General features: G+C 63.8%; 21 protein-coding genes and 1 pseudogene. 20 read left to right on the top strand and 2 right to left on the bottom strand.

What is annotated here, in order from left to right; all coding sequences use genetic code 11:
• Nucleotides 1-7 precede the first annotated feature (7 nt).
• Complete coding sequence (locus tag AOT87_RS16970; protein ID WP_057968356.1) at nucleotides 8-637, bottom strand: TetR/AcrR family transcriptional regulator; 630 nt, start codon at nucleotides 635-637, stop codon at nucleotides 8-10.
• A 118-nt stretch (nucleotides 638-755) separates the two neighbouring features.
• On the opposite strand from AOT87_RS16970, the gene AOT87_RS16965 reads away from it, so the two are divergent.
• The 8 genes from AOT87_RS16965 (at nucleotide 756) to AOT87_RS16935 (ending at nucleotide 10,270) form a co-directional block, all read left to right on the top strand.
• Nucleotides 756-2,078, top strand: a complete 1,323-nt coding sequence (locus AOT87_RS16965) for an NAD(P)-binding domain-containing protein (RefSeq protein ID WP_057968355.1) — start codon at nucleotides 756-758, stop codon at nucleotides 2,076-2,078.
• Nucleotides 2,075-2,989, top strand: a complete 915-nt coding sequence (locus AOT87_RS16960) for an alpha/beta fold hydrolase (RefSeq protein WP_057968354.1) — start codon at nucleotides 2,075-2,077, stop codon at nucleotides 2,987-2,989. Before AOT87_RS16965 ends, AOT87_RS16960 begins: the two co-directional genes overlap by 4 nt.
• Complete coding sequence (gene fadD1, locus AOT87_RS16955; RefSeq protein WP_057968353.1) at nucleotides 2,982-4,580, top strand: fatty-acid--CoA ligase FadD1; 1,599 nt, start codon at nucleotides 2,982-2,984, stop codon at nucleotides 4,578-4,580. Before AOT87_RS16960 ends, fadD1 begins: the two co-directional genes overlap by 8 nt.
• Before the next feature lie 58 nt (nucleotides 4,581-4,638).
• Nucleotides 4,639-5,985 carry an HNH endonuclease signature motif containing protein gene (locus AOT87_RS16950; protein WP_057968352.1) on the top strand — a complete coding sequence of 449 codons (1,347 nt, stop codon included), beginning with the start codon at nucleotides 4,639-4,641 and terminating at the stop codon, nucleotides 5,983-5,985.
• 76 nt (nucleotides 5,986-6,061) lie between these two features.
• Entirely contained in the window at nucleotides 6,062-6,289 is a 228-nt protein-coding gene (locus AOT87_RS29095) for a hypothetical protein (RefSeq protein ID WP_109398809.1), read from the top strand.
• Nucleotides 6,286-6,504 carry a hypothetical protein gene (locus AOT87_RS29090; RefSeq protein ID WP_109398808.1) on the top strand — a complete coding sequence of 73 codons (219 nt, stop codon included), beginning with the start codon at nucleotides 6,286-6,288 and terminating at the stop codon, nucleotides 6,502-6,504. The genes AOT87_RS29095 and AOT87_RS29090 overlap by 4 nt, the downstream gene beginning before the upstream one ends.
• A 104-nt stretch (nucleotides 6,505-6,608) precedes the next feature.
• On the top strand, nucleotides 6,609-8,093 hold the full coding sequence (locus tag AOT87_RS16940; RefSeq protein WP_057968258.1) for an amino acid permease: 1,485 nt from the start codon (nucleotides 6,609-6,611) through the stop codon (nucleotides 8,091-8,093).
• Nucleotides 8,094-8,161: 68 nt separating this feature from the next.
• The gene (locus AOT87_RS16935) at nucleotides 8,162-10,270 is read left to right on the top strand and encodes a DEAD/DEAH box helicase (RefSeq protein WP_057968257.1); all 2,109 of its coding nucleotides are present in this window, start codon (nucleotides 8,162-8,164) and stop codon (nucleotides 10,268-10,270) included.
• 11 nt (nucleotides 10,271-10,281) lie between these two features.
• Here AOT87_RS16935 and AOT87_RS16930 read toward each other — a convergent pair whose 3' ends face one another.
• The gene (locus tag AOT87_RS16930; protein WP_057968256.1) at nucleotides 10,282-11,499 is read right to left on the bottom strand and encodes an MFS transporter; all 1,218 of its coding nucleotides are present in this window, start codon (nucleotides 11,497-11,499) and stop codon (nucleotides 10,282-10,284) included.
• Between the two features lie 135 nt (nucleotides 11,500-11,634).
• On the opposite strand from AOT87_RS16930, the gene AOT87_RS16925 reads away from it, so the two are divergent.
• The 12 genes and pseudogenes from AOT87_RS16925 to AOT87_RS16870 form a co-directional block, all read left to right on the top strand.
• Nucleotides 11,635-12,339 (top strand): FadR/GntR family transcriptional regulator, encoded by a 705-nt coding sequence (locus AOT87_RS16925; RefSeq protein ID WP_057968255.1) that lies wholly within the window; start codon nucleotides 11,635-11,637, stop codon nucleotides 12,337-12,339.
• A 6-nt stretch (nucleotides 12,340-12,345) separates the two neighbouring features.
• Entirely contained in the window at nucleotides 12,346-12,819 is a 474-nt protein-coding gene (locus AOT87_RS16920; protein ID WP_057968254.1) for a copper chaperone PCu(A)C, read from the top strand.
• Nucleotides 12,820-12,821: 2 nt separating this feature from the next.
• Entirely contained in the window at nucleotides 12,822-14,027 is a 1,206-nt protein-coding gene (locus AOT87_RS16915; RefSeq protein WP_057968253.1) for a Dyp-type peroxidase, read from the top strand.
• A 62-nt stretch (nucleotides 14,028-14,089) separates the two neighbouring features.
• The gene (locus AOT87_RS16910; protein ID WP_046253557.1) at nucleotides 14,090-14,713 is read left to right on the top strand and encodes a MerR family transcriptional regulator; all 624 of its coding nucleotides are present in this window, start codon (nucleotides 14,090-14,092) and stop codon (nucleotides 14,711-14,713) included.
• A gap of 3 nt (nucleotides 14,714-14,716) precedes the next feature.
• The gene (locus tag AOT87_RS16905) at nucleotides 14,717-16,360 is read left to right on the top strand and encodes an FUSC family protein (protein ID WP_057968252.1); all 1,644 of its coding nucleotides are present in this window, start codon (nucleotides 14,717-14,719) and stop codon (nucleotides 16,358-16,360) included.
• A gap of 309 nt (nucleotides 16,361-16,669) precedes the next feature.
• The gene (ectA, locus tag AOT87_RS16900) at nucleotides 16,670-17,131 is read left to right on the top strand and encodes a diaminobutyrate acetyltransferase (RefSeq protein WP_057964003.1); all 462 of its coding nucleotides are present in this window, start codon (nucleotides 16,670-16,672) and stop codon (nucleotides 17,129-17,131) included.
• Nucleotides 17,132-17,159: 28 nt separating this feature from the next.
• A complete protein-coding gene (gene ectB / locus AOT87_RS16895) occupies nucleotides 17,160-18,437 on the top strand; it encodes a diaminobutyrate--2-oxoglutarate transaminase (protein ID WP_030098118.1) in 1,278 nt (425 codons plus the stop codon).
• A gap of 39 nt (nucleotides 18,438-18,476) precedes the next feature.
• The gene (locus tag AOT87_RS16890) at nucleotides 18,477-18,869 is read left to right on the top strand and encodes an ectoine synthase (RefSeq protein WP_030098119.1); all 393 of its coding nucleotides are present in this window, start codon (nucleotides 18,477-18,479) and stop codon (nucleotides 18,867-18,869) included.
• Nucleotides 18,866-19,774 (top strand): ectoine hydroxylase, encoded by a 909-nt coding sequence (gene thpD, locus AOT87_RS16885; protein ID WP_030098120.1) that lies wholly within the window; start codon nucleotides 18,866-18,868, stop codon nucleotides 19,772-19,774. The genes AOT87_RS16890 and thpD overlap by 4 nt, the downstream gene beginning before the upstream one ends.
• A 74-nt stretch (nucleotides 19,775-19,848) precedes the next feature.
• Complete coding sequence (locus AOT87_RS16880; protein WP_044105790.1) at nucleotides 19,849-21,144, top strand: MFS transporter; 1,296 nt, start codon at nucleotides 19,849-19,851, stop codon at nucleotides 21,142-21,144.
• 94 nt (nucleotides 21,145-21,238) lie between these two features.
• Nucleotides 21,239-23,821 carry an ABC transporter ATP-binding protein/permease gene (locus AOT87_RS16875; RefSeq protein ID WP_057968259.1) on the top strand — a complete coding sequence of 861 codons (2,583 nt, stop codon included), beginning with the start codon at nucleotides 21,239-21,241 and terminating at the stop codon, nucleotides 23,819-23,821.
• Nucleotides 23,821-24,138 (top strand): annotated as a pseudogene (locus AOT87_RS16870) (iron ABC transporter permease); the annotation flags it as partial. The gene AOT87_RS16875 and the pseudogene AOT87_RS16870, both read left to right, overlap by 1 nt.

Below are 24,138 nucleotides of genomic sequence, written 5' to 3'. Positions count from 1 at the left end.
GTTACTGCTATTTCACGGGCGCTATGCGAAGCGCCGGTAGGACATATCTCCGGAAGTGGCGGCGCAGCGAGGCAGGATCATCCGGATCCATGTGGTTCCCGGGTACGCTGCCCAGGCTGATCATCACACGGGCGATCCACTCGCTTGCTTCCTCAATGTCTGTGCGCGCGTGAATTTCTCCGGCATCGCGGGCCGCCTTAAGATACGGACGCCAGAATCCGGCGAGATCGGGCACCAGCCCCTGCACGCCCGCGCCGGCGCAGGCCATGAACTCCTCGGGCTCGCGTACTCGCATCCGCATGAGCAAGGTGCCGGGATCGTCGTATGCGCGGCGTCCGATTTTCACCCCGGCCACCAACTGAGCCTCGAACCCCTCGATGTCCGCAAGCTCCGCGGCGGACTGGGCCCAGCTGGTCTCGATCAATCGGATGATCGCGGCACCCACCAGAGTCTGCTTGTCCGGGAAGTGGCGGTACAGCCAGGAACGCGATACGCCGGCTTCCTCCGCCACGTCCGTCATCGTTGTTGCCCGAATTCCCTTGTCAGCCAATATCTTCTCGGCAGCGTCGAGTAGCCGGGCGGCCACTGAATCGCTATCGGGGTCGGGTATCGAACCTCCATCGAACACCGCAGTCATGCCCTCAATCTAGACAAGCTGTAGACACATTTCAAGATCTGTGTACACTTCGGATGAACAGATTTTCGAAACTGTTCACAAGCGACCGCAATGCCGCGGCCGGACCTCAAGGAGTCTCATGACCCGACCCAACACCGCGATCATCGGTGCCGGAATCAGCGGACTGACGTCCGCGAAGATGTTGTCCGACTACGGAATTCCCTACACCTGTTTCGAAACGTCAGATCGCATTGGCGGAAACTGGGCATTCGGCAACCCCAACGGCCATAGCAGTGCGTACCGTTCCCTGCACATCGATACCTCGCGGCATCAGCTCTCCTTCCGCGACTTCCCCATGCCCGACAGCTACCCACATTTTCCTCACCACACCCTGATCAAGCAGTACCTGGAGGACTACGCGACGGCCTTTGACCTCAAGCCCCATATTGAATTTCAGAACGGCATCGTCCACGCCGAGCGCTTGTCAACCGGTGGCTGGGAACTACTGACACAGAAGGGTGAACGCCGATTGTTCGACCTTCTCGTCGTCGCCAATGGACATCACTGGGACCCCAGATATCCCGATTTCCCCGGCACCTTCACCGGCACGACGTTGCACTCTCACCACTACATCGATCCCCGCACTCCCCTGGATCTCATGGACAAACGGATCCTGGTGGTGGGCCTGGGTAACAGCGCCGCCGATATCGCGGTAGAGCTATCGTCCCGAGCTACCGGAAACACCGTCGCCCTCTCCACCCGGTCCGGCGCCTGGATCGTCCCCAAGTACGTGGCCGGCCAGCCCGCCGATAAGTACTTCCGCACCAGCCCACACATACCGATGTCATGGCAACGCAAGCTCTTTCAGATGATGCAGCCCCTCATGTCGGGACGCCCCGATCAGTTGGGGCTACCGATGCCGAACCATAAATTCGGCGAGGCACATTTCACCCAATCCGTCGAGCTCCCGCTGCGACTTGGATCCGGAGACATCGCTCCCAAGCCGAACATCGACCGACTGGACGGTGACACCGTGCATTTCGAGGACGGCACGTCCGCGGACTTCGACGTGATCATCTTCGCCACGGGTTACAACATCACCTTCCCGTTCTTCGATCCGGAATTTCTCAGTGCGCCGGACAACCGCATCGACCTGTACAAACGGATGTTCAAACCCGGGCTGGACGACCTGATCTTCGTCGGCCTGGCGCAGGCCGTTCCATCCTTGTTCCCGTTCGTCGAATGCCAGGCACGACTGGTGGGCGCCTATGCGGCAGGCAAATACCGGCTGCCCTCGATCGACGACATGCACGAGGTGATCGAGGCGGAACATCGCAAGTACACCGGGCACATGCTTGATCGCCCGCGCCACACGCAGCAGTTGGACTATTTCCTCTACGAGCATGATATGAGGACCAGAGAGATCCCCCGCGGACTCGCGCGGGCGAGGGGTGCCGCATGAACCGGCAGAACATCCGATTCAACAGCCACGGAATCGACTGTGATGCATGGCTTTACCGTTCGGAGACGGCAACGGAGCCGGCCCCCGTCGTGGTGATGGCACACGGACTGGGCGGTACCAAGGATTCGGGACTGGAAGCCTTCGCGGCGCGGCTCGCCGACGCGGGCATGCACGCCTTCGCGTTCGACTATCGCGGCTTCGGATCCTCCGACGGTTTTCCCCGGCAACAGGTTTCGTTCAGCCATCAGATCGGCGACTATCACGCTGCCGTGAACACCGCCGCCCGCCTCCCCGGTGTTGATCCCAGGCGGGTCGTCTTGTGGGGTGTGTCCCTCGCCGGTGGGCACGTACTGGCAGTCGCCGGTTCGCGAAACGATATCGCGGCCGTCGTCTCGGTGACGCCGTTGGTGGACGGCATTGCGGCCGCGCGCTCGGCGATGAGCGAACACAGCGCCCGCACCTTGGCTCGCTCGGCGCTCACCGGTATCCGCAGCCGGGTGGGACGTCACCAGCAGACCATTCCGATCGTCGGGCATGCGGGAGAGCTCGCGGCGTTGACATCAGACGGGTACTACGAGGCGCATCTGGCGATCGCGGGACCCTCTTGGCGCAACGAGATCGACGCGACGGTGGGCACTCAACTTGCCGCGTACCGTCCCACCCGCCATGCCGCGCGGATCAACTGTCCCACGCTGGTACAGGTCGCCGACTTCGATCGGGCCGCGCCACCGTACGCCGCCGCCAAGGCCGCCTTCAAGGCACGGGCCGAGGTGCGCCACTACCCCTGTGATCACTTCGGCGTCTATCAGGGCCAGGAGTGCTTCGACTCCGTCGTGTTCCACCAAATAGGCTTTCTGACAAGACATCTGGGCGTCCGGTCGGCGTCGCTGACCGAAGCAGTTCATGGCTGAGACCATTCAGCAGCTGGTGCGTGCCCGGGCCACCGATGACAACGTTGCACTCATGTATCGAGGCGCGACGTGGACCTGGCGCGAGTACGTGGCCGAGGCGGACCGTCAGGCGGCAGCACTGATTCGGCGGGCCGACCCGCACCGGCCTCTTCACGTCGGCACCCTGCTGGGCAATACCCCTGCGATGGCGATTGCGATGGCTGCGGCCGCTCAGGGCGGATACATCCTGTGCGCGATCAACAACACTCGTCGTGGCGAGGGTTTGGTGCGCGATATCCGCAAGGCGGATGTGCAGCTACTGCTTGTGGACAGCGAGCATCGCCCTCTGCTCGAATCGTTGGATCTATCTGACGTCGTTGTGATCGATGTCGACGGGACGGGCTGGCGCCGCGATGTCGAGGCGGCCGGCGCGCTGGAGCCGTATCGGACTGCCGCGGCCCTTGACCCCTTCATGATGATCTTCACCTCAGGGACCAGCGGTGACCCGAAGGCAGTTCTCGTGACACACATGATGGTGCTCGTCGCGGCTCAGTCGCTGGTATCCCGATTCTCGCTGTGCCCCAAGGATGTCTGCTATGTCTCGATGCCGTTGTTTCATTCGAATGCCGTGCTGGCCGGATGGGGTGTCGCAATGGCGGCGGGTGCCGCGCTGGCCCCGGCGAAATTCTCCGCATCGCGCTTTCTTCAGGACATCCGGGAGGTCGGCGCCACTTACATGAACTATGTCGGCAAGCCACTGGCATATCTCCTTGCCACACAAAAACAGCCCGATGATGCGGACAACCCGCTGCGGGTGGCGTTCGGGAACGAGGCCTGCGATAACGACATTGACCAGTTCGCACGACGATTCGATGTCGCGGTGTACGACGGATTCGGTTCGACGGAGAATGCCGTCATCGTCACCCGGGAGGAGGGTACGCCGACGGGTTCCATCGGCAAGGGCTTCCCCGGTGTCGCGATTTACGACTCCGACACGTTGATCGAATGCGCCGTGGCCCGGTTCGATCCGCACGGCATCCTGGTCAATCCCGATGAAGCGGTCGGTGAGTTGGTGAACACCGAAGGGGCAGGCTTTTTCTCGGGGTACTACAACGACGACGAGGCTACCGGTGAACGGATGCGCCACGGCATGTATTGGTCGGGCGACCTTGCCTACCGGGACGCAGACGGCTGGATCTACCTAGCCGGGCGGACAGCCGACTGGATGCGGATCAATGGCGAGAACCTGGCGGCGGCACCCATCGAACGGATCGTGCAGCGGCACCCAGCAGTGAGCCAGGTGGCCGTGTACGCCGTCCGCGACGCCTCCGGGGGCGACGAGGTGATGGCCGCGCTGGTGCTGCGAGAGCCGTTGACGCCGTCGGGTTTCACCGCGTTTCTAGCCGCCCAGGATGATCTGCCGCGAACCGGCTGGCCGCGATATGTGCGTTTGACGCCCGCGTTCCCGTCCACCGCGACCAACAAAGTTCTCAAGCGTGTGCTGATTTCAGAGGGCCTCGCTGTCGGGGACGATGAGCTCTGGGACCGCGACGCGCGCGGAGTCGAATACCTGCCCTGGGGGCATCCCCACCGGTCTATGTTTCCAGAGTGACTGGAGTTGTTCGCTAAAGCCATTGCGGTGCTGAGTTTTCCACACTAATATCGAACATATGTTCGATGGGTTAGCAGACGGTGGACTGATCGATGTGATCAGCTCCTCGCAGCGCGCGGAGGCACAGGCAGCCGCGCGACGACTCTCTGCCATTGGCGTGCTGGTGGATCGCCACGCGGACCCCGAGCAGCAGGATCCTCGCGACAGGTTTGCGGTGGACCGCTGGGACGAGGTTGCCGCGCAAGTGGCCGCCGCACAGGGCATCACCCACGCGTTGGCCTCACATCAGATGCGCTACGCCTATGTCCTGCGCCATCGGCTGCGTGCCGTGGCACAGCGATTCGCCGCCGGAGACATCGACTTTCGCACCGTCGCGTTGATCATCGGGCGCACCGAACTACTGGAAGACGATGCTCTAGTCGCCGCCGTCGATGCGGCGATCTGCGAAGCGCTGCCCCGCTGGGAACGCTGGTCGATTAAACGGATCACCGGCGCACTCGACGCGCTGATCTACCGCCACGACCGTGACGCGGTGCGCCGCACCAAAACTGCCACCGACGACCGCCACCTCGAGATCCGGCCCCTCGATACCGGCGACCCCCTGGCCGAGATCTGGGGTGTACTGCAGACCCCACACGCCGTGGCCCTCGACAAACGTCTCGAGCAGCTGGTCGCTACCGTCTGCCCCGCCGACCCTCGCACCAAAGCCCAACGGCGTGCCGATGCCATCGGCGCCCTCACTCAGGGCCTAGATCGGATGCGCTGCACCTGCGATGACCCCGGCTGCGCGGGGGTTGCCATTCCCGACACCCCCGTCATCGTGCACCTAGTCGCCAATCAGGACACCCTGGAAGACCCCGAAAACCTTGAGCCCGCCCAGGTATCCGGATTCGGAGTCATCAATGGCGCGCAGGCTCGCCACATTGCCACCCAGCCCGGCACCCGGATCCGGCCCCTGCACGCCAGGGACACCGACCGCTATCGGCCCACCCGCACCCTCGACACCTATATCCGGTGTCACGATCAGATGTGCCGCTTCCCTGGCTGCTCGCACCCCGCCGATACTGCAGACCTGGACCACAGCGTCGCATATGCCGACGGCGGCCGCACCTCAGTAGAGAACCTGAAGGCGTTGTGCCGCAAACACCATCTACTGAAAACCTTCTGCGGATGGCGTGAAATTCAGGAGCCGGACGGCACCGTCATCTGGAAAGCGCCCACCGGACACACCTACCCCACTACCCCTGCCGGCGGGCTACTGTTCGCCAATCTCAGCAGGTCCCGCACCCGCGCCCAGGACCGTCAACAACGCCGCACCGCCGAACGAAACCTCAACCAACGACAGCGACTACAACGCGAGCACGCACAAGCCGCACGCGCCAAGGCGAATCCGCCGCCGTTCTAACCGGCGAGATAACGCCAGGGCATTGCCTCTGGTGACAGAGCGGGTACCGTCACCGTCGTCCCTTTGAAAGGAACCTATGGCTATCGACGGCACCATTCCGCCAGCCCCCGTGCGTGTGCAGGTCGTACACACCTTCACGTCCGCCCCCGAGGTGGTGTTTGACAAGCTCGTCCAACATGAAAGTTACGAGCTGTTCGGACTGAAGGTAACCGAGGTGCGAGACGGCGAGACCGGGCGCTATGGCGTCGGGTCGGCCCGTGGGCTCAAGGTGGCCTATTACCAGAGTTCTGGGAGGCGACCATGACCGCTGATCGACCCACCTTGATCGAATACAAGATCATCAAGGGCTCGCCACTCAAGCAGCATTGGGGTCGTCAGGAATTAACCCACCTCCCCGATGGCAGAACGCAACTGAACTACACAATCCGCTTCGATATGGCCATACCGGGTGCAGCCGCGATTACGGCCAAAGCGCTGACTAGGGCGATCATCAAGGGCCTGCCGCAGCTTTGCCCCTGAGGCGCAACCCGGTCCGCCGCACCAACGCGTCACCTCTCCGTGTCGCAGCATGTTCGTAACATCGTTGTTCCACTCAGCAACTTTCCGGTCGCTACGGTCGCACGATGACGTCCCCGGCAACATATGACACATCAGCGCCCGCCCCTGAGGAACAGGGATATCACAAGGGGCTGAAGAACCGGCAAGTCCAAATGATCGGCATCGGGGGTGCCATCGGCACGGGGCTGTTCATGGGAGCCGGTGGCCGGTTACACAGCGCGGGACCGGGCTTGTTCTTGGTTTATGCGGTCTGCGGCGTGTTCGTGTTCTTCATCCTTCGTGCGCTGGGCGAGCTGATCTTGCACCGGCCGTCCTCGGGGTCCTTCGTGTCGTACGCCCGCGAATTTCTTGGTGAGAAGGCGGCATACGTCGCAGGCTGGATGTACTTCTTCAACTGGGCCGCCACCGCCATCGTCGACGTCACCGCCATCGCGCTGTACATGCACTACTGGAGCGCCTTCAAGGCCATCCCTCAGTGGTCCATCGCACTCATTGCCTTGGTCATCGTGCTGACCATGAACACCATCAGCGTCAAACTGTTCGGGGAGATGGAATTCTGGGCAGCTCTGATCAAAGTGGTTGCCATCATGGGTTTCCTGGTCATCGGGACGGTATTCCTGGCGGGCCGCTTCACGGTCGAGGGTGCCAGCACAGGACCGTCTGTGATCGCGGACAATGGCGGCCTGCTGCCCACCGGTCTGATGGCCCTGGTCATCGTCACCTCGGGAGTCGTCTTCGCGTACTCCGCAGTCGAACTGGTCGGCATCGCCGCCGGCGAGACCGAGAACCCGGAAAAGGTGATGCCCCGGGCCATCAACTCCGTCGTGTTCCGGGTCGCGGTCTTCTACGTGGGTTCGCTCATCTTGCTGGCACTGCTACTGCCCTATGGGACCTACAAAGCCGGCGAGAGCCCCTTCGTCACCTTCTTCTCCCGGATAGGCGTGCCGTACGCCGGCGATGCCATGAACTTTGTGGTGCTGACGGCCGCACTGTCCAGCCTGAACGCGGGCCTGTACAGCACGGGGCGGATTCTGCGATCCCTGGCGATGAATGGCAGTGCGCCAAAAGTGTTGTCCCGTATGACCTCTGGCGGAGTGCCCTTCATGGGCATCGCGGTCACCGGCGCCCTCACACTTGTCGGGATATTCATGAACCTGGTCATACCCGCCGAAGCCTTCGAAACCGCGCTGGATCTCGCGGCGCTCGGGATCATCTCCTCGTGGGCCACCATCGTGATCTGCCAGATCCAGCTGTACCGGTGGTCGCAGCGAGGCATCCTGCGGCGGGGCAGTTTCCGGATGCCCGGAGCCCCGTACACCGGGTACCTGACGCTGGCGTTCCTGGCGGCCGTGGTGGTGTTGATGTGTTACGAGAACGCGTGGAACCTGATCGCGATCGTGGTACTCGTCCCCGTGCTGACCGCGGGCTGGTACCTCTGCCGCGGCCGCGTCCTGCAGCTCGCGCAGGAGCGCATCGGATACACCGGCGCCTACCCGGTGATAGCGCACACTCCCATGCTCGACGACCCGCCGGGCGGCCGGGACGGGTAGCGGCAACGGTTGGAGCGGCCTTGTAGGTTGCGATCAACCGGTAGTCGGACACGAGGGGGACCTGAGGCATGGGCCAACTGAATGGGGCCAGGGCAGATCAGGCCCGAGAGGTGATCGAGGCGCTGGCCGGTCCCGGTACAGTCCTGCGGGAAGATCAAGAAACCGCAGTGACAGCACTACTGGAGCCCGCAGCTCGGGTGCTGGTGGTCCAAGCCACGGGTTGGGGCAAGTCCGCGGTGTATTGGGTCGCGACAGCGATCCGGCGTTCCGAGGGCGCCGGTCCGGCACTGATCGTCTCGCCGCTGCTGTCCCTGATGCGCGATCAAGTCGCCGCCGCCGCTCGGGCAGGGCTGCGCGCCGCGACGCTCAACTCGTCGAACTTCGACGACTGGAGTTCGATCGAAGCGCGGCTCGTGGCCGGTGACGTCGATGTGCTTCTGGTATCACCTGAGCGGCTGGCCAACCCCTCTTTCGGCCGTAGGGTGCTTTCGGCACTCGAAGGCTCCATGGGACTGCTGGTCATCGACGAGGCGCACGCGGTATCGGACTGGGGACACGATTTTCGTCCCGACTACCGCCGGGTCTCCGACGTGCTCACCCGGATGAATCCAGACACACCGGTACTGGCCACCACCGCCACCGCGAACGCGCGGGTCACCGAAGACGTGGCCACCCAGCTGGGCGACGCCACCCTTGTTCTCCGGGGACCGCTAGCCCGTCGCTCATTGCAGCTCAACGTGTTGCCACCGATGTCGCCGCTGGCACGCTATGCCTGGGTCGCTCGGCATCTCGACGAACTACCTGGGTCGGGCATCGTCTACGTGCTCACCGTCGCCGACGCGCAACGGCTCGTGAACGCCATCCATGCGGTACACCCACAGGCGAAAGTCGCTGCCTACACAGGCCAACTCGACGCGGACGCGCGAGCCCGGCTGGAGGACGCGCTACGCGAGAACCGGATCAAGGCGCTGATCGCCACGTCTGCCCTGGGGATGGGCTTCGACAAGCCCGACCTTGGATTCGTAGTCCACATCGGGTCACCGCCATCACCAGTCGGCTACTACCAGCAGGTGGGGCGCGCCGGCCGCGCCATCGACCATGCGGCGGTCGTGCTGCTTCCGTCGGAATCGGACGCCGGTATATGGGACTACTTCACCACCGCTTCGATTCCAGATCCCAAGCAGATGGACACGGTGCTCACCGCCCTGGCCGGTGAGACGCGCGATGATGAGGGATCGGTATCGGTAAACGCGCTCGAAGCCAAGACAGGTATTCGGCGCACACGAATCGAGCTCATGGTCAAACAACTCGCCGTCGACGGCGCGGTGGAGCGGGTCGACGGCGGCTGGCGATCTACCGGTAGCCCTTGGTATTTCGACACAGTGCACTACGACGGCATCATTGCTACCCGCCGCCGCGAGGCCGACATCATGAAGGCCTACACACGTGGAGAGCGCTGCCTCATGCAGCTGCTCACGGAATCGCTTGACGACCCCCAGGCGGCATCCTGCGGACAGTGTTCGGTGTGCCTCGGGCAGACACCCGATGGGCTCGGACTGCCCGCGTCCGCCGAGCTGATGCAGATGGTCGCGGCCACCCTGCGCACCGACTCCACGGTGCTTGAACCCCGAAAGATGTGGCCTGGTGGAGAGTTCGGTACCCGCGGCAAGATTCCAGCGGACCTGCTCGCCGAGCCCGGCCGCGTGCTGGTCCATGCCGATGCTCCGGAGTGGAGCGGGGTAATCGCCGCTGCGGTAACGGGCGAGCCCGAGGCGATCGAAGTCCTGACCCAGGCCGCGGTTTCCACGCTCGCTCGATGGCGCGACGAATGGGTCGCCCGCCCCGAGATCGCGGTGTCGCTGCAGCTGACCGGTACGCCCCGGCCGGTGCAGCCAGTGACCGAGCGAATTGCGACGATCGGTCGCCTACAGCAGGCGGCGATGCCAGCGGTTGTGGGTATGGCTCCGGGCCGTGATTCCTCCGGCGGCGAGGAAGCCGCCTACTGGCGTGACGCGATCAGCGCAGACGACTCACTCCGGGACATGGTCAACGGCCGATGCGTGCTGCTGGTGGCAGACTCGACGTCTACCCGGTGGCCCATCACCGTTGCCGCCGCCCATCTGCGCAAGGCCGGAGCGCGAGCGGTACTGCCACTGCTCATCCACCAACCGGCCTGATCCGGCTGGGCTCAGCGGCCCCAGGTGTCTTCCAGCATGCGCGGTTTGCACGCCTGGAAGGCGCCGACGCCCAGCACGGTGATTGCGACGAGCAGAAGGCCGAACGGCGCATACCAACCGCCGGTCACATCATGCAGCACACCAAACAGCAAGGGGCCCAAGCACGCGACGGCATAGCCGACCCCCTGGGTAAACCCGGACAACGCCGCGGAACCGGCAGGCGTGCGGGTACGCAGATTCACCAGCGTCAATCCCAACGGGAAGGTGGACGGCCCGAATCCGAGCGCGATCACCCACACGGCGGTCGCGGTCATCGGCATCCACAACAGCCCGGCAAATCCGACGAGGAAGCAGACCAGGCAGGCCACCACCAGCGGGAACGGATTACGCATACGGGCAGCCAACGGTGGGATTGTCAGCGTGCCAACGAATCCCACGGCCGAGAAGATGGCCACCATGACGCCTCCCAGCGCGGCACTGCCGCCGGCCGAGGTGAGAATCGCCGGAATCCAGGTGAACATGGAATACGTGACCAGGGACGTCATGCCGAACATACCGGCCATGCCCCATGCCAACGGTGATCGCCAAACTTGGCCCACCGCAGAAGGATCCGCATGCGGCTCGGCGGAATGGTCCTCGACATCATGGCCGCGGCGCGCGATGACGACACCGATCCACGGCAGCAGCGCCGCGACCGGAACAAGCACCCAGGCCGCCAGCGAGAATCGCCAACCGTAGGTGTCAGCCAGGGGCACAGCGGTCAATGCCGGAACCGTGGTGCCGATCTGCAACACCGTGAGATAGGAAGCGCTCATCAGCGCGACGCGATGCGAGAAGTACCGCTTGACCAATGGCGGGATCACGACGTTGCCGATGCCCATACCGAGCAGAGCCAGGCAGGACAGCACCAACAAACCGCCGGTTGAGTTCATCGCGGGCCGCGCCGCCATACCGATCACGGTGGCCACCACCGCGGCGAGTGTCGTGCGCTCCAGACCGAAACGCTCGGTGAGTGCGGGGGTCACCAGTCCCGCGACGGCGAACATGGCCGTCGGCAGCATCCCGAACACACCGATCACCGCAGACCCGAACCCGATCTCGTGTGAGATCTGCGTCAGCAGCGGCGTCAGCGAGGTGACCGCGGAACGAAGGCACAGCGCGAACAACAGGATCGCGATCAGCACCATGAGGCGACCACGGCGCAGCGCGGTCGCCGATACGGCCCGCATCGAATCGTGCGTGGCGGTTCCGGTGTCTTGCGCAGCCGTAGTCAACGTTCATCCTCCTGTAGGCCCCGGCAAATCATAGGATGAATGGATGAATGGGTTCAAGGTGATTTCCACCGCACGCTACGATGAGCCCTCATGCAGCCGGTCCGTCGCCAAACACTGATTGGCCAGGTCACCGAGCAACTCCGCGAGGAGATTCTGTCGGGACGCTGGGCCATCGGCGCGCGCATTCCGACCGAACCTGAATTGTGCGAGCTCACCGGGACCTCCCGCAACACAATTAGAGAGGCGGTCCAGGCCCTGGTACACGCCGGGATGCTGGAACGGCGCCAGGGGTCCGGCACCTACGTGCTGTCGGTGGGCGGAAGCGGCTCAGCCATCGCCGACTACTTCGCGGCCGCCAATGACCGCGATCTGATCGAACTGCGGCAGACCCTTGAGGTGACCGCCGCCGGGCTCGCCGCCCAGCGACGTGATGAGGATGACATCGAGCACCTCCGCGCCATGCTGCAACGGCGCAACGCGCTATGGGCGCCCCATCACGTCGCACCCCAGGATGTCGAGGACGCCATCTCCACCGACATCGCGGTGCACCGGGCCGTGGTGGCCGCAAGCCACAATGCCCTTTATCTGGAACTTTACGATTCGCTGCTGGGCCTGATGGACCATTACATGCGAGGAAACCCGATAGGCGCGGAGTGCTCGTTCGAGCACGAACACACGATGCTCGTCGAGGCTGTCATCGCCGGCGATATCGACGCCGCCACGACCGCCACCGAGCGGCTCTTCACCGAGCTGAGCCTGCGCCGCCGGAACTTTCCGTCACCGGCACACGACTAGCTGAACGTGAAGATCGTCATCCCGGCAGCAGTCGCGCTGTCCTTGCTCGCCGGTTGTTCGGCGCATGAGTCCACATCCGCCACCCAGGCCACGCAGGCTTCGGCAGTCACCATCACCGACCAATGGGCAAAGTCCGCTCCCGACGGCTCCATGACCTCGGTGTTCGGCACCGTGCACAACAACGGTTCCAGTGAGGCACGCATCGTGTCCGCCACCTCGCCGGCCGCCCGGTCTGTCGAGCTCCATGAGGTGACTCCCGGCGGGTTGATGCGTCCCAAGGAGGGCGGGGTCGCCATTCCCCCCAACGGCGAGCACAAGCTCTCCCCCGGCGGCGATCACGTCATGCTCATGGGACTGACCACGCCCCTGCGCCCGGGCCAAGACGTCGTCATCACACTGGCCTTCCAGGATGGCTCAACCAAGCCGCTGACCGCCCAGATCCGCGACTTCGCAGGCGGCAACGAGAACTACCAGCCCTGAGCATGACGCGTCGTTCTCTGTCCCGACGGGGACTCATTGTCGGCGGCGGCGCCGCGGCCGCCCTCACCGCGGGCGCCGGGCTCTCGGCGTGGTCGGCCCAATCCCAAGCAGCACGGCCACAGGGCGCACCTGCTGTCGAACCGTTCCACGGAGAGCATCAGGCCGGAATCACCACCGCCCCGCAGTCACACGCGTTGTTCCTCGCCCTGGATCTACTACCCGGCAGCACAGACGAACAGTCGACTCGGGAGAATCTGCGATCGGTCTTACGTCTGTGGACCACCGACGCGGCCAGATTGACCCAGGGCCTGCCCGCTCTCGCCGACACCGAGCCGGAATTGGCAACGACCACAGCACGATTGACCATCACGACAGGCTTGGGCCCGTCGGTGTTCGCCAAGGCGGGCCTGGCCAACAGATGTCCCGTCTCGGCACGCGACTTCCCGGCGTTCGCCACCGACAAACTTGACAAACGTTGGTGCGGAGGAGATCTCCTGCTGCAGATTTGTGCCGACGACATGCTGGTGGTGGCGCATGCGGCGCGGGTTCTCTTGAAGAATGTGCGCTCGCTGGCTACCGAACGCTGGCGCCAGACCGGATTCCGGACACCACGCGCGGAAGACTCCTCGGGGGGCACCATGCGCAACCTCATGGGGCAAGTCGACGGCACGGTGAACCCCACCGTGCCCGAGCTCGACACTCTGCTGTGGCACCAGGGCGAAGATCATCAATGGCTCAGGGGCGGAACGCTTTTGGTCCTTCGCAGGATCACCATGGACCTGGACGGATGGGACCAGCTAGACGTCAAGCTCCGCGACCTGGTGATGGGCCGGCGAGCAGCCAACGGTGCGCCACTGACGGGCGAGAAGGAATCCGACGAACCCGACCTGGAGATGACCCGTGGTGGCATCCCCGTAATACCGGCGACCTCACATGTCGCCCTGGCCCGCCACCGCAATCCGCACGAGAAATTCCTGCGCCGTCCGTACAACTTCGACGACGCACCGCTGCCCGGCTCTTCGTCGAACTCGGGCCTGATTTTCGCTGCCTATCAACGTGATATCGCCACGCAGTTCGTCCCGGTTCAGCGACGGTTGGCCGAACGCGACGAGTTCAATCAGTGGAACAGCGCGGTCGGATCTGCCGTCTTCGTCATACCGCCGGGCACCACTGAGGACGGATATCTCGGCCGGACACTGCTGGACTAGCGCGTCGCTCACACCCCCTTGCAAGTTAGGTTTACCTAAGTTTCAATGGTGAAGTGAGCTTGATGTCCAGACCAGCACCCACCGAACCCACCGTGAACATCGGCGAGGCGGCGGCCCTCTACGGCCTCAGCCCATCGACCCTGCGGTGGTGGGAGAAGCAGGGCGTCCTGAATTCGCCGGTACAGCACAGCGGACGCCGCACCTACACCGAGCGAGACCTGCGGCGCATCGGCATCGCATACCTGTGCTGCATCACCGGGATGATGCCGCTGCGCCAGGCGGCCGTCGTGACATCGCATTCGGCGCAACCCGATACCTGGCGTGTCGCGGTCACCGAACAGGTCGCCGAGATCTCCACGCGTATCGAACAGCTCAATCGCGCACGCGAATACCTGAACCACCTGCTGTCCTGCCAGAACGAGGACATCGTCGATTGCCCGTATCTCGATGGTGAGCTCCGCATCCGCACCCCCCGTGGCCGCGCTGCCGGCAACAACCTGGTGTCCGCGGCGCGCGGCACCTGTTACGAATCTCCTTCAGTTCGTGACGAAATACCCGCCGAGATGCACACGAGCTGCGATTTCTGCGGCTCCGAACTGATCACGCACGGGAAGGGACGGCCTGCACGCTACTGCTCCCCCGCCTGCAAACAGCGCGCCTACCGGCAACGGCACGGTATGAAATGACGTGTGACCCCGTCCGCGCCTGAATCGCCGGATCCGCTACCGCAGATCGCCCGGGCCCGTTCCATCCTGTTCTCCGCGCCGCCGGCGGGCAGGCGGTGGAGCATCGGCTTACGCGCCGGTGCCGCCGTCGCCATTCCCGGGGCGCTCGTGGTGGCCGCCGGGTATCCGAATGCGGCACTCTATGTCACCTACGGCGCCTTCGCCGTCCTCTACGGCGAGGGACGCCCGTACCGGGTACGTGCCGCCGTCGTCGCCACCGCGGGAGCGGCGCTGCTTCTCATCGCGATGCTCGGCGCCTTCGTCGGCACCCATGCCCCCGGCGGCGTCGCCAACAAGGTGGCCATCATCCTCACTCTGACGGCCGTCGCGGTCCCGGTCGTGTACACCGTGGACGCGCTTCGGCTTGGTCCGCCGGGCGCCCTGTTCTTCGTGCTGGTGTGCGGCGGCGCGCTCGGCGCAACCGAATGGGGTGTGGATCCGATCAAGATTCTTGTCTGCGCAAGCCTGGGGGCCGTTGCAGCGGTGGCCGTTTCGATGGTCGGCGCCGCGGTTGACCTTCACAAACCGGAACGTGTCGCCGTGCAGCGGGCAGTCGATGCCGTTGACGGCTACGCACAGCCAGGCAAGGCGACAGTCGACGCACGCCACGCCGCGGGACTCGCGATCTCCTCGGCTTGGACCGCCCTGCACGACGCGGGAATCTCCACCCGGTCGGATTCACCCCTGGTGGCCACGATGCTCGACACCCATCGTCGGTTCACCGAGACCGCGGTCGGCACCAAGATGGTGCTCGATCACGTCATCCCGGGCGACCACGTCCTGGTGGTCCGGCCCAGCATTTGGTACCGGCTGCGCCGCTCGGTGCGGTTCCGTTCACACGCCACCATCACCGCCGGACGCGTCGGCATCGCCTGCCTTGGCGCCGGAGTCATCAGTTCCGCTGTCGGGCTGACACGCCCGCAATGGGCGATCCTGAGCGCTCTCGTGATCGTCCATCTGGGTCCGGACCGGCTACACGGAACGGTGCGCGGACTACACCGCTTCGCGGGAACCGTGATCGGGCTCGGCCTCTTCGCAGTGCTGTACCAGCTTTCCCTCACCGGGTACGCGCTCGTCGCCGCCATCGCCACATTGCAGTTCTGCACCGAGCTTTTCCTGCCCCGCAACTACGCCGTCGCCGTCATGTTCGTGACACCCATCGCCCTGCTGTCGGCGGGCGTGGTCACCTTGCACGGGTCCGTCACCTCGATCGTGCGCGACCGCCTCGCGGAGACTCTGATCGGTGTCGCCGTCGCCATGGCGTCCATGTATCTGATCGCGCCGCGTGCCCATCGCCAGACCTTCACATTCACCGAGGCCCGGATCCGACAGGCGGCATTGGCTCTGGTCGCGAGTGCCCGCGTGCAGCCCGCCCACGACGCGGCGTACGCAGAAGCACGCGACCTCTCCTTCGAACTCGAGGGCGCTATCCGGGCCGGCGTGCACAGCGCACACAACGAGCCCGACTGGCTGCAGGCCCATTGGCCCGCACACGCAGCACTCATTCACCACGGATATGACCTGGTGGCCGCCTGCTGGGCTACCCCTCCCGGCGAGATGCTCGCCGACCCAGACCGCTGGGAGCGCTGCTTCAGCGGCAAGGACTGAATTTTGCCGGGCAATCTCGAAGCACATTCGTCAAGATCCCGTCAAGTTCTCATGGTCCCACAATAATGTGACGAGGGTCACATCAGGTGGATACCCTCGGCAAACGCCATGAGTTGACCCGCATCGCTGGTGCCGGTCCTGGCCATCCGGGTGTCAATGTGGTTACGGTCGGACAGTACGAAACCCGAGTTGATACGAAACATGTTGTGGTGATGGTGATTTTTAGTGGTCGATACTGAATTACAGAATGAAAAAGGTTGTACCCCTGTGTGGTCGATTGGCCACCCAACGCAGTCGGATGCCCGCCAGATGTGGCGCATCGCACGCGACTCTGGCGTATTGGACGTCAATTCTTCATACGCATACCTGTTGTGGTGCACCGACTTTCCTTCTACGGCCGCCGTCGCACGCGTTGACGACAAAACAATCGGATTCGTCACCGGATACCTCAGGCCGTCTGGATCACTGATGATCTGGCAGGTCGGGGTCGATGCGGCACACCGTGGAAAAGGACTCGCCGCCAGCATGCTGGCCTGGCTCGCAGACTCTCTCGCCACCCTGCAGGGTGAACCCCTGGTTATGGAAACCACTGTCACACAGTCTAATACCGCTTCGCGTGCGTTATTCGCCGGATTTGCCCGCCGGCGGGATATGGAGCTCACCGAGTCCGCAGGATTCGGCGAGGACCTCTTTCCCGATGCACATGAGGCAGAGCCACTATTGCGGCTCACTCCGCTGGAACCACATAAAACACCCAGCCACAGTGCCTAAAAACATTGGGCCGAAAGGGGATACAGAAATGACCGCCACCTTGCCCGCTCAGGAAGCTGGGCTTCCGAAGGTCATCAACGAACGCGAATCCGAGGTGCGGAGCTATTGCCGTAGCTGGCCCACCACATTCGCGTCCGCCTCCGGATCCTGGCTCACCGACACCACCGGTGAGCGTTACCTGGACTTCTTCTCAGGTGCGGGTGCGCTCAACTACGGGCATAACAACCCGGTGCTCAAGACCGCCCTCATCGACTACTTGACGACTGACGGTGTGGTGCATGGTCTGGACATGGCCACCGTGGCCAAGCAGCATTTCCTTGAGGAGTTCGAGCGCACCATCCTGGAGCCGCGCGGCATGGACTACAAGGTCCAGTTCCCCGGCCCCACCGGAACCAACGCCGTGGAAGCCGCACTCAAGCTAGCGCGGAACATCACCGGGCGCGAGTCGGTCATCAGCTTCACCAATGCCTTCCACGGAATGACACTGGGATCACTGGCCGTGACGGGAAATTCCATGAAGCGCGCCGGAGCGGGCGTGCCGCTGGTGCACTCCACACCGATGCCGTACGACAACTACTTCGGTGGCGTCACCGAAGATTTCCAATGGTTTGAGAAAGTTCTCGACGACGAAGGCGGCGGACTCAACAAGCCTGCCGCGGTGATCGTCGAAACCGTGCAGGGCGAGGGTGGAGTAAACGTAGCTCGCGCCGAATGGCTGCGTGCGCTGTCAGACCTGTGCCGCGCCCGTGAAATCTTCCTGATCATCGACGACGTCCAGATGGGTTGCGGCCGAACGGGTGCGTTCTTCTCCTTCGAAGACGCGGGCATCCGCCCGGATATCGTGACACTGTCCAAGTCGATCAGCGGATACGGACTGCCGATGGCTCTGACCCTGATCCGGCCCGATCTCGACCAGTGGGCTCCGGGTGAGCACAACGGCACCTTCCGCGGGAACAACCCGGCCTTCGTGACCGCCACCGCAACGCTGCAGAACTATTGGCGGGATAGCACATTCAGCGATGACGTGCGCCGCAAGGGGGACCGACTCCACAGCGAGCTGTCCGCACTGGTCGCCGACGACGACTCGGTAACCGTGCGTGGCCGCGGCATGGTGCAGGGCATTGCCTTTGCCGATGCCGAGCGGGGCTCTCGAGTGAGCAAGGCCGCGTTCGAGCGGAACCTGTTGGTGGAGACCTCGGGCCCCAAGGACGAGGTCGTCAAGCTGCTTCCCGCGCTGACCACCACCGACGAGCAGCTCGACATCGGCATCGCCACCTTGCGTGATGCCATCGCAGAATCCGCCTGAGTCCGTACAGAATCCAATCGATCGAGAAAGGAAACTATCGTGATCGTCCGTACTACCCAGCAGATCACGGGCACCGAACGCGATGTCAGCGGCGAAGGCTGGCATAGCAAGCGGATCGTGCTGGCAGATGACGGAGTCGGGTTCTCCTTCCACGAGACCACCATTGACGCAGGTACTGTCCACGTCTTCCATTACCAGCATCACATCGAGGCGGTGTGGCTTACCGCCGGTACCGGTACATTGACCAACCTGGAGAACGGTGAACTGTTCACACTCGGGCCGGGCAGCATGTATCTGCTCAACGGTAATGAGCGACACCAGCTTTCCGCCGATACCCAGATGCGCATGATGTGTGTGTTCAATCCTCCTGTCACCGGGCGGGAGGTCCACGACGAGTCCGGCGCATACCCTGCCGCGCCTGCGCTCTCATGAGTGCCCCAGCGATCGTCGATCGCTACCCCAGCCGTCTCGAAACCGAACAGCCTCCGATCGTCAGGACGGAACCTGTGGTGTGGGGCGCCATGGGCGAGGGGCCCCTGGCCCCGCCGGCGCTCACGCAGATGTCTGAGCAGGGATTCCTGATCAGACCGAGCACCGTCGACGACATGACGGTATCCACCCTGCGCAACGAGATCGACAGAGTGCCATCGCAATTGGGCGACGACCCACGGATCATCCGGGAGGCCGGATCGCATGAGGTGCGGTCCATCTTCGAGGCGCACGTCCTGAGCTCGGTAGTCATGGACGTCGCGTGCTCGCCGGGCGTACTTGACGTCGCCGAGCAGCTATTGGGCGGGCCGGTCTACCTGCATCAATCGCGCATCAATGCGATGCCCGCATTCAGAGGACGTGGCTTCTACTGGCACTCGGATTTCGAGACCTGGCACACCGAAGACGGACTCCCCCAGATGCGCACCGTGTCCTGCTCGATCGCATTGACCGTCAACGTCGCCTATAACGGCACGCTGCAGGTCATGCCGGGCACCCACCGGACGTTCTACCCATGCGTCGGTGCCACCCCGCACGAAAACCATCGGAAATCTCTGGTGGAGCAAGAGGTTGGCGTTCCATCCACCCACACCCTCGCCGAGGCCGCCCTTACCAGCGGTATCGAACTGTTCCTCGGGCAACCGGGCGATGCGCTGTGGTTCGACTGCAACCTGATGCACGGGTCGGGATCGAACATCAGCCCGTACCCGCGCTCGAACGTCTTCCTGGTGTTCAACTCGGTGGAGAACGCGCCAGAGCGCCCCTTCGCCGGATCGGAGCCTCGTCCGGAGTACATCGCTGCGCGGACATTCACGCCACTCACCGGTCGACCGCCGAGTATTCGCTGATGACGACCGTCGGCCCGGACTTCCAGTCACCCACGGGTCGGCGGCAGCTGCACCGGGCCATCGCGGCATCGGCCATGGGAAACGCCACGGAGTGGTACGACTACGGCGTCTATGCGGCCACAACCACCTTCCTGACTCAGGCGTTCTTCCCCACCCTGGGCACCGCGTTCACGATGCTGGGATATGCGATCTCGTTTCTGCTGCGGCCCCTCGGCGGGATGATCTGGGGCCCATTGGGTGACAGGCTGGGCCGCAAAAGCGTTATGGCCATCACCATCGTGCTGATGGCGTTGTCCACCACACTCATCGGTGTGCTGCCCAGCTGGGCGACTATCGGTGCTGCGGCGCCTGCCCTGATGATCCTGCTGCGGGTCATCCAAGGTTTCTCCACCGGCGGCGAATATGGCGGCGCGGCAACGTTTATGGCCGAGTTCGCGCCCGATAAGAAGCGCGGCAAGTACGGTTCGTTTCTCGAGTTCGGCACCTTGGGCGGTTTTGCAACGGGCGCCGCGTTCGTTCTGGTCCTCGATGCCACCCTCAGCGCGGAGGACATGCACTCCTGGGGCTGGCGCATTCCGTTCCTCATCGCGCTCCCGATGGGCCTCATCGGTTGGTATCTACGGAGCCGCCTCGATGACCCACCCTTGTTCAAGGAGATGCAGGAGCAGGAGCCGCAGGGCCAGGAGACCGCGTTTGAGCGGCTCAAGGATCTGGTGCGTGACTACAAGCGCCCCATGATCGTGATGATGCTGCTGGTCATCGCGCTGAACATCACTAATTACACCCTGCTGAGCTATCAGCCGACCTACCTGAAGACCCGGCTCGGGATGAGTGAGACCGAAGGGCAGATGGTCGTCCTCATCGGAGAAGTCGCCATGATGGCATTTCTGCCGTTCTGCGGCGCACTCTCCGACCGCGTCGGGCGCAAACCCATGTGGTTGTTCTCCCTGATCGGGCTTCTTGTCCTCGCGCTGCCCATGTTCTGGCTCATGGGGCAGGGATTCACCTGGGCAATAGTCGGTTTCGCGGTACTCGGGTTGCTGTACATACCGCAGCTGTCCACCATTACCGCGACCTTCCCCTGTATGTTTCCCACCCAGGTGCGATACGCGGGCTTTGCGATTTCCTACAACCTCTCGACCGCCGCGTTCGGTGGTACTGCGCCACTGGTGAACGACCTCATGGTCGATGCGACCGGATGGGATCTCTTCCCTGCCGCCTACCTGATGCTGGCCTGCGCCGTCGGGTTATGCGCCCTACCGTTCCTCATCGAGACGGCTGGGGCCTCGATCGCCGGAACAGATATCCCCTGTGCGGACCCCGATGAGGCCGAAACAGCCCCACCGGACGACGTCGCCGTTCGCACCTGACCCCGTCCGTACTCCTTAGGTTAGGATGGGCTAAGTACATGGCCCGGATGTGTCGGCCGGAGCCACGCAGAGCACAAACAAAGGTCACATCAGCATGGGTAGAGGTTTCCAGGGTGCGGTGCTGCGCGGGCTTGGGGCGCGTGATCACGTAGCCACTGTCGTCGGTACCAGTCAGGTTGCACCGAATTGTGTGCGGCTGACGATGTCGGCGCCCACTCTTTTCGAGGACCTGCTACACACGCCGGCCGAATGGCTGCGGTTCTGGTTCCCCGATCCCGAGGGTGGCGCCACTGAGCATCAGCGGGCGTACACCATCGTCTCCACGGATGCCCAGGCCGGCGAGTTCGCGATCGATGTGGTGATCCACGAACCCGCCGGACCCGCCTGCCGGTGGGCGGGGGCGGCACAGCCCGGAATGACCATTCCGGTAGTGGCTTTCGGCTCGGCACGTTTTGAGGTTCCCGAGGATCTTCCGGCCGGGTTCCTGCTCATCGGCGACTCGGCATCCATCCCGGCGATCAACTCCATCCTGGCCGCGCTGCCCGCCGATGTGGATGTCGAGGTCTATCTGGAACGCCACAGCCCCGACGATGAGCTCATCCCGCTAACCGAGCATCCCCGGCGGGTTCTGCACTGGGTGGACCGCACCGATGAAACCTCACTGGCGGGCGCGATCGAGGCCCGCGACTGGTCCAACTGGTACGCCTGGGCCGGACCCGAAGCGGGCTCACTGAAACATCTGCGCAAGCGCCTCAAGGAACAATTCGGATTCCCCAAGGCCGACGTGCACGCCGCGGCCTACTGGACCTTCGGCCGCGCCATGGGCAGCCGCCGCGGAGACACCGACACTCAGCAGGCACCCGTCGCAAAGCCCGCTGCTCCCAAGCCCGTCGCCGAGAATCCTGCCGCTCACTCCGAACCTGCAGTGCCCCAAGGCCGCTGGCGTTCGCAGGCTGCCGGGGAGTTGTTGGCGCCGGTCAAGAAGCAGATGATCGCCGGTGGTGTGCTGCAGGCGATCATCACCATGGTCGAGCTGGCGCCGTTCGTGGTGCTCGTGGAGCTCACCCGCCAGCTGCTGGCCGGGGCTGACGAATCCCGCCTATGGCACACCGGATTCATCTTCCTGACGCTGCTGGTACTCGGCGCCGCTCTCGGCGCTGCCCTCACCGTCTGGATGCATGTCGTCGAAATACGGTTCAGCGCCGATGTTCGGCAACGGCTCCTGTCGAAGCTTTCCCGGGTTCCGTTGGGGTGGTTCACGCAACGCGGTTCGGGATCGGTCAAGAAGCTGATTCAGGACGACACCCTGTCGCTGCACTATCTGATCACTCACGCGATCCCCGATGCGGTGGCGGCCGTCGTGGGGCCGGTGGCGGTGCTGATCTACCTCTTCCTCGTCGACTGGCACCTGGCGCTGGTGCTTCTCATCCCCATCCTGATCTACCTCGTGACGACGGCGACCATGATGTTCCAGAGCGGCCCGAAGATCATCGAGGCCTCGCGCTGGAGCGAGCGGATGAGCGGAGAATCGGCCGCCTATCTTGAAGGCCAGCCGGTGATCCGGATCTTCGGCGGCTCGGCGGCGTCCTCGTTCAAACGCAGGCTGGACGGATACCTGTCCTTCCTCAATGAATGGCAACGGCCGTTCATCGGGAAGAAGACCTTTATGGATCTTGTTACCCGGCCAACGACGTTCCTGTGGTTGATCGCCGGGGCCGGAACGCTGTTGGTCGTCGCGGGGGCCATGGAGCCCACGACCCTACTGCCATTCCTGGTGCTCGGCACCACCTTCGGCACCCGCCTACTGGGAATCGCATACGGCCTCGGCGGTATTCGTGGTGGTGTGGAGGCCGCGCGGCATATCGCGGTTGCCCTCGGCGAGACCGAATTGACCGAGCAGGCTTCCGAGGGGCATGCCGGAGAGACGTCCGTCTCGTTTGATGCGGTGACGTTTGGGTATCGGCCGGGGGTGCCGGTTATTCACGGTGTGGATCTGACGCTGCGGCCGGGCACTGTGACGGCGCTGGTGGGTCCGTCCGGCTCGGGTAAATCGACGCTGGCTTCGCTGCTGGCACGATTCCATGACGTCGACGGCGGCGCTATCTGCATCGATGGCACCGATATCCGCGCCCTGAGCGCCGATGAGCTCTACACCAAAGTCGGATTCGTATTCCAAGACGTACAACTGGTCGCCGGAACCGTCCGCGACAACATCGCACTAGCCCGCCCCGAAGCCACCGACACCGACATCCACACCGCCGCCCGCGACGCACAAATCCATGAACGAATCCTGCGGCTACCCAACGGCTATGACACCGTCCTAGACACCAACACCCAACTGTCCGGCGGCGAAAAACAACGCCTCACCATCGCCCGCGCCCTGCTGGCCGACACCCCCATCCTGATCCTGGACGAAGCCACCGCCTTCGCCGACCCCGAATCAGAATATTTAGTGCAACAAGCCCTAAGCCGGCTGATTCACAACCGCACCGTGCTCGTCATCGCCCACCGACTACACACCATCGCCGACGCCGACCAGATCGTGGTCCTCGATCAGGGCCACCTCGTAGAAACCGGCACCCACACCGAACTTTTGAACAACAACGGGCGCTACCGGCGCTTGTGGGACGCACGCCTGCAAGAACCCTCGAGCGTCCTTGCCGGAGAAAACATCTAATGCTGACCCACCTGATCCGCCTCATCCCCCCCGCACACCGCAACTCCCTCTACACCTACAGCGCACTCTCAGTGCTATCCGTGGTTTTACGCGCCGCGGGCTGCCTGCTGCTGGTGCCGCTGCTCGGCGCCCTGTTCTCCGCCACCCCCACCCACGCACTGCCCTGGCTCGCGGTGCTCACCGCGGTCACCATCGGCGGCTGGATCGTGGACACCGCGCTGGCCCGCATCGGCTACCGCATCGGATTCGCCCTACTCAACGACTCACAACACCAAGTCGCCGACCGGCTCACCCACATCCCACTGAGCTGGTTCACC

The organism is Mycobacteroides sp. H003 (assembly GCF_001440135.1).
GTDB classification, from domain to species: Bacteria; Actinomycetota; Actinomycetes; order Mycobacteriales; family Mycobacteriaceae; genus Mycobacterium; species Mycobacterium gwanakae.
Note: the sequence above shows the minus strand (reverse complement) of the source record. Positions and strands in the feature narration are given on the sequence as shown.

What these genes read in the sequence shown, in the direction of transcription:
- AOT87_RS16970 (WP_057968356.1), bottom strand. Translation starts at nt 637, where the DNA reads ATGACTGCGGTGTTCGATGGAGGTTCGATACCCGACCCCGATAGCGAT.
- AOT87_RS16965 (WP_057968355.1), top strand. Translation starts at nt 756, where the DNA reads ATGACCCGACCCAACACCGCGATCATCGGTGCCGGAATCAGCGGACTG.
- AOT87_RS16960 (WP_057968354.1), top strand. Translation starts at nt 2,075, where the DNA reads ATGAACCGGCAGAACATCCGATTCAACAGCCACGGAATCGACTGTGAT.
- fadD1 (WP_057968353.1), top strand. Translation starts at nt 2,982, where the DNA reads ATGGCTGAGACCATTCAGCAGCTGGTGCGTGCCCGGGCCACCGATGAC.
- AOT87_RS16950 (WP_057968352.1), top strand. Translation starts at nt 4,639, where the DNA reads ATGTTCGATGGGTTAGCAGACGGTGGACTGATCGATGTGATCAGCTCC.
- AOT87_RS29095 (WP_109398809.1), top strand. Translation starts at nt 6,062, where the DNA reads ATGGCTATCGACGGCACCATTCCGCCAGCCCCCGTGCGTGTGCAGGTC.
- AOT87_RS29090 (WP_109398808.1), top strand. Translation starts at nt 6,286, where the DNA reads ATGACCGCTGATCGACCCACCTTGATCGAATACAAGATCATCAAGGGC.
- AOT87_RS16940 (WP_057968258.1), top strand. Translation starts at nt 6,609, where the DNA reads ATGACGTCCCCGGCAACATATGACACATCAGCGCCCGCCCCTGAGGAA.
- AOT87_RS16935 (WP_057968257.1), top strand. Translation starts at nt 8,162, where the DNA reads ATGGGCCAACTGAATGGGGCCAGGGCAGATCAGGCCCGAGAGGTGATC.
- AOT87_RS16930 (WP_057968256.1), bottom strand. Translation starts at nt 11,499, where the DNA reads ATGCGGGCCGTATCGGCGACCGCGCTGCGCCGTGGTCGCCTCATGGTG.
- AOT87_RS16925 (WP_057968255.1), top strand. Translation starts at nt 11,635, where the DNA reads ATGCAGCCGGTCCGTCGCCAAACACTGATTGGCCAGGTCACCGAGCAA.
- AOT87_RS16915 (WP_057968253.1), top strand. Translation starts at nt 12,822, where the DNA reads ATGACGCGTCGTTCTCTGTCCCGACGGGGACTCATTGTCGGCGGCGGC.
- AOT87_RS16910 (WP_046253557.1), top strand. Translation starts at nt 14,090, where the DNA reads ATGTCCAGACCAGCACCCACCGAACCCACCGTGAACATCGGCGAGGCG.
- ectA (WP_057964003.1), top strand. Translation starts at nt 16,670, where the DNA reads ATGTGGCGCATCGCACGCGACTCTGGCGTATTGGACGTCAATTCTTCA.
- ectB (WP_030098118.1), top strand. Translation starts at nt 17,160, where the DNA reads ATGACCGCCACCTTGCCCGCTCAGGAAGCTGGGCTTCCGAAGGTCATC.
- thpD (WP_030098120.1), top strand. Translation starts at nt 18,866, where the DNA reads ATGAGTGCCCCAGCGATCGTCGATCGCTACCCCAGCCGTCTCGAAACC.
- AOT87_RS16880 (WP_044105790.1), top strand. Translation starts at nt 19,849, where the DNA reads ATGGGAAACGCCACGGAGTGGTACGACTACGGCGTCTATGCGGCCACA.
- AOT87_RS16875 (WP_057968259.1), top strand. Translation starts at nt 21,239, where the DNA reads ATGGGTAGAGGTTTCCAGGGTGCGGTGCTGCGCGGGCTTGGGGCGCGT.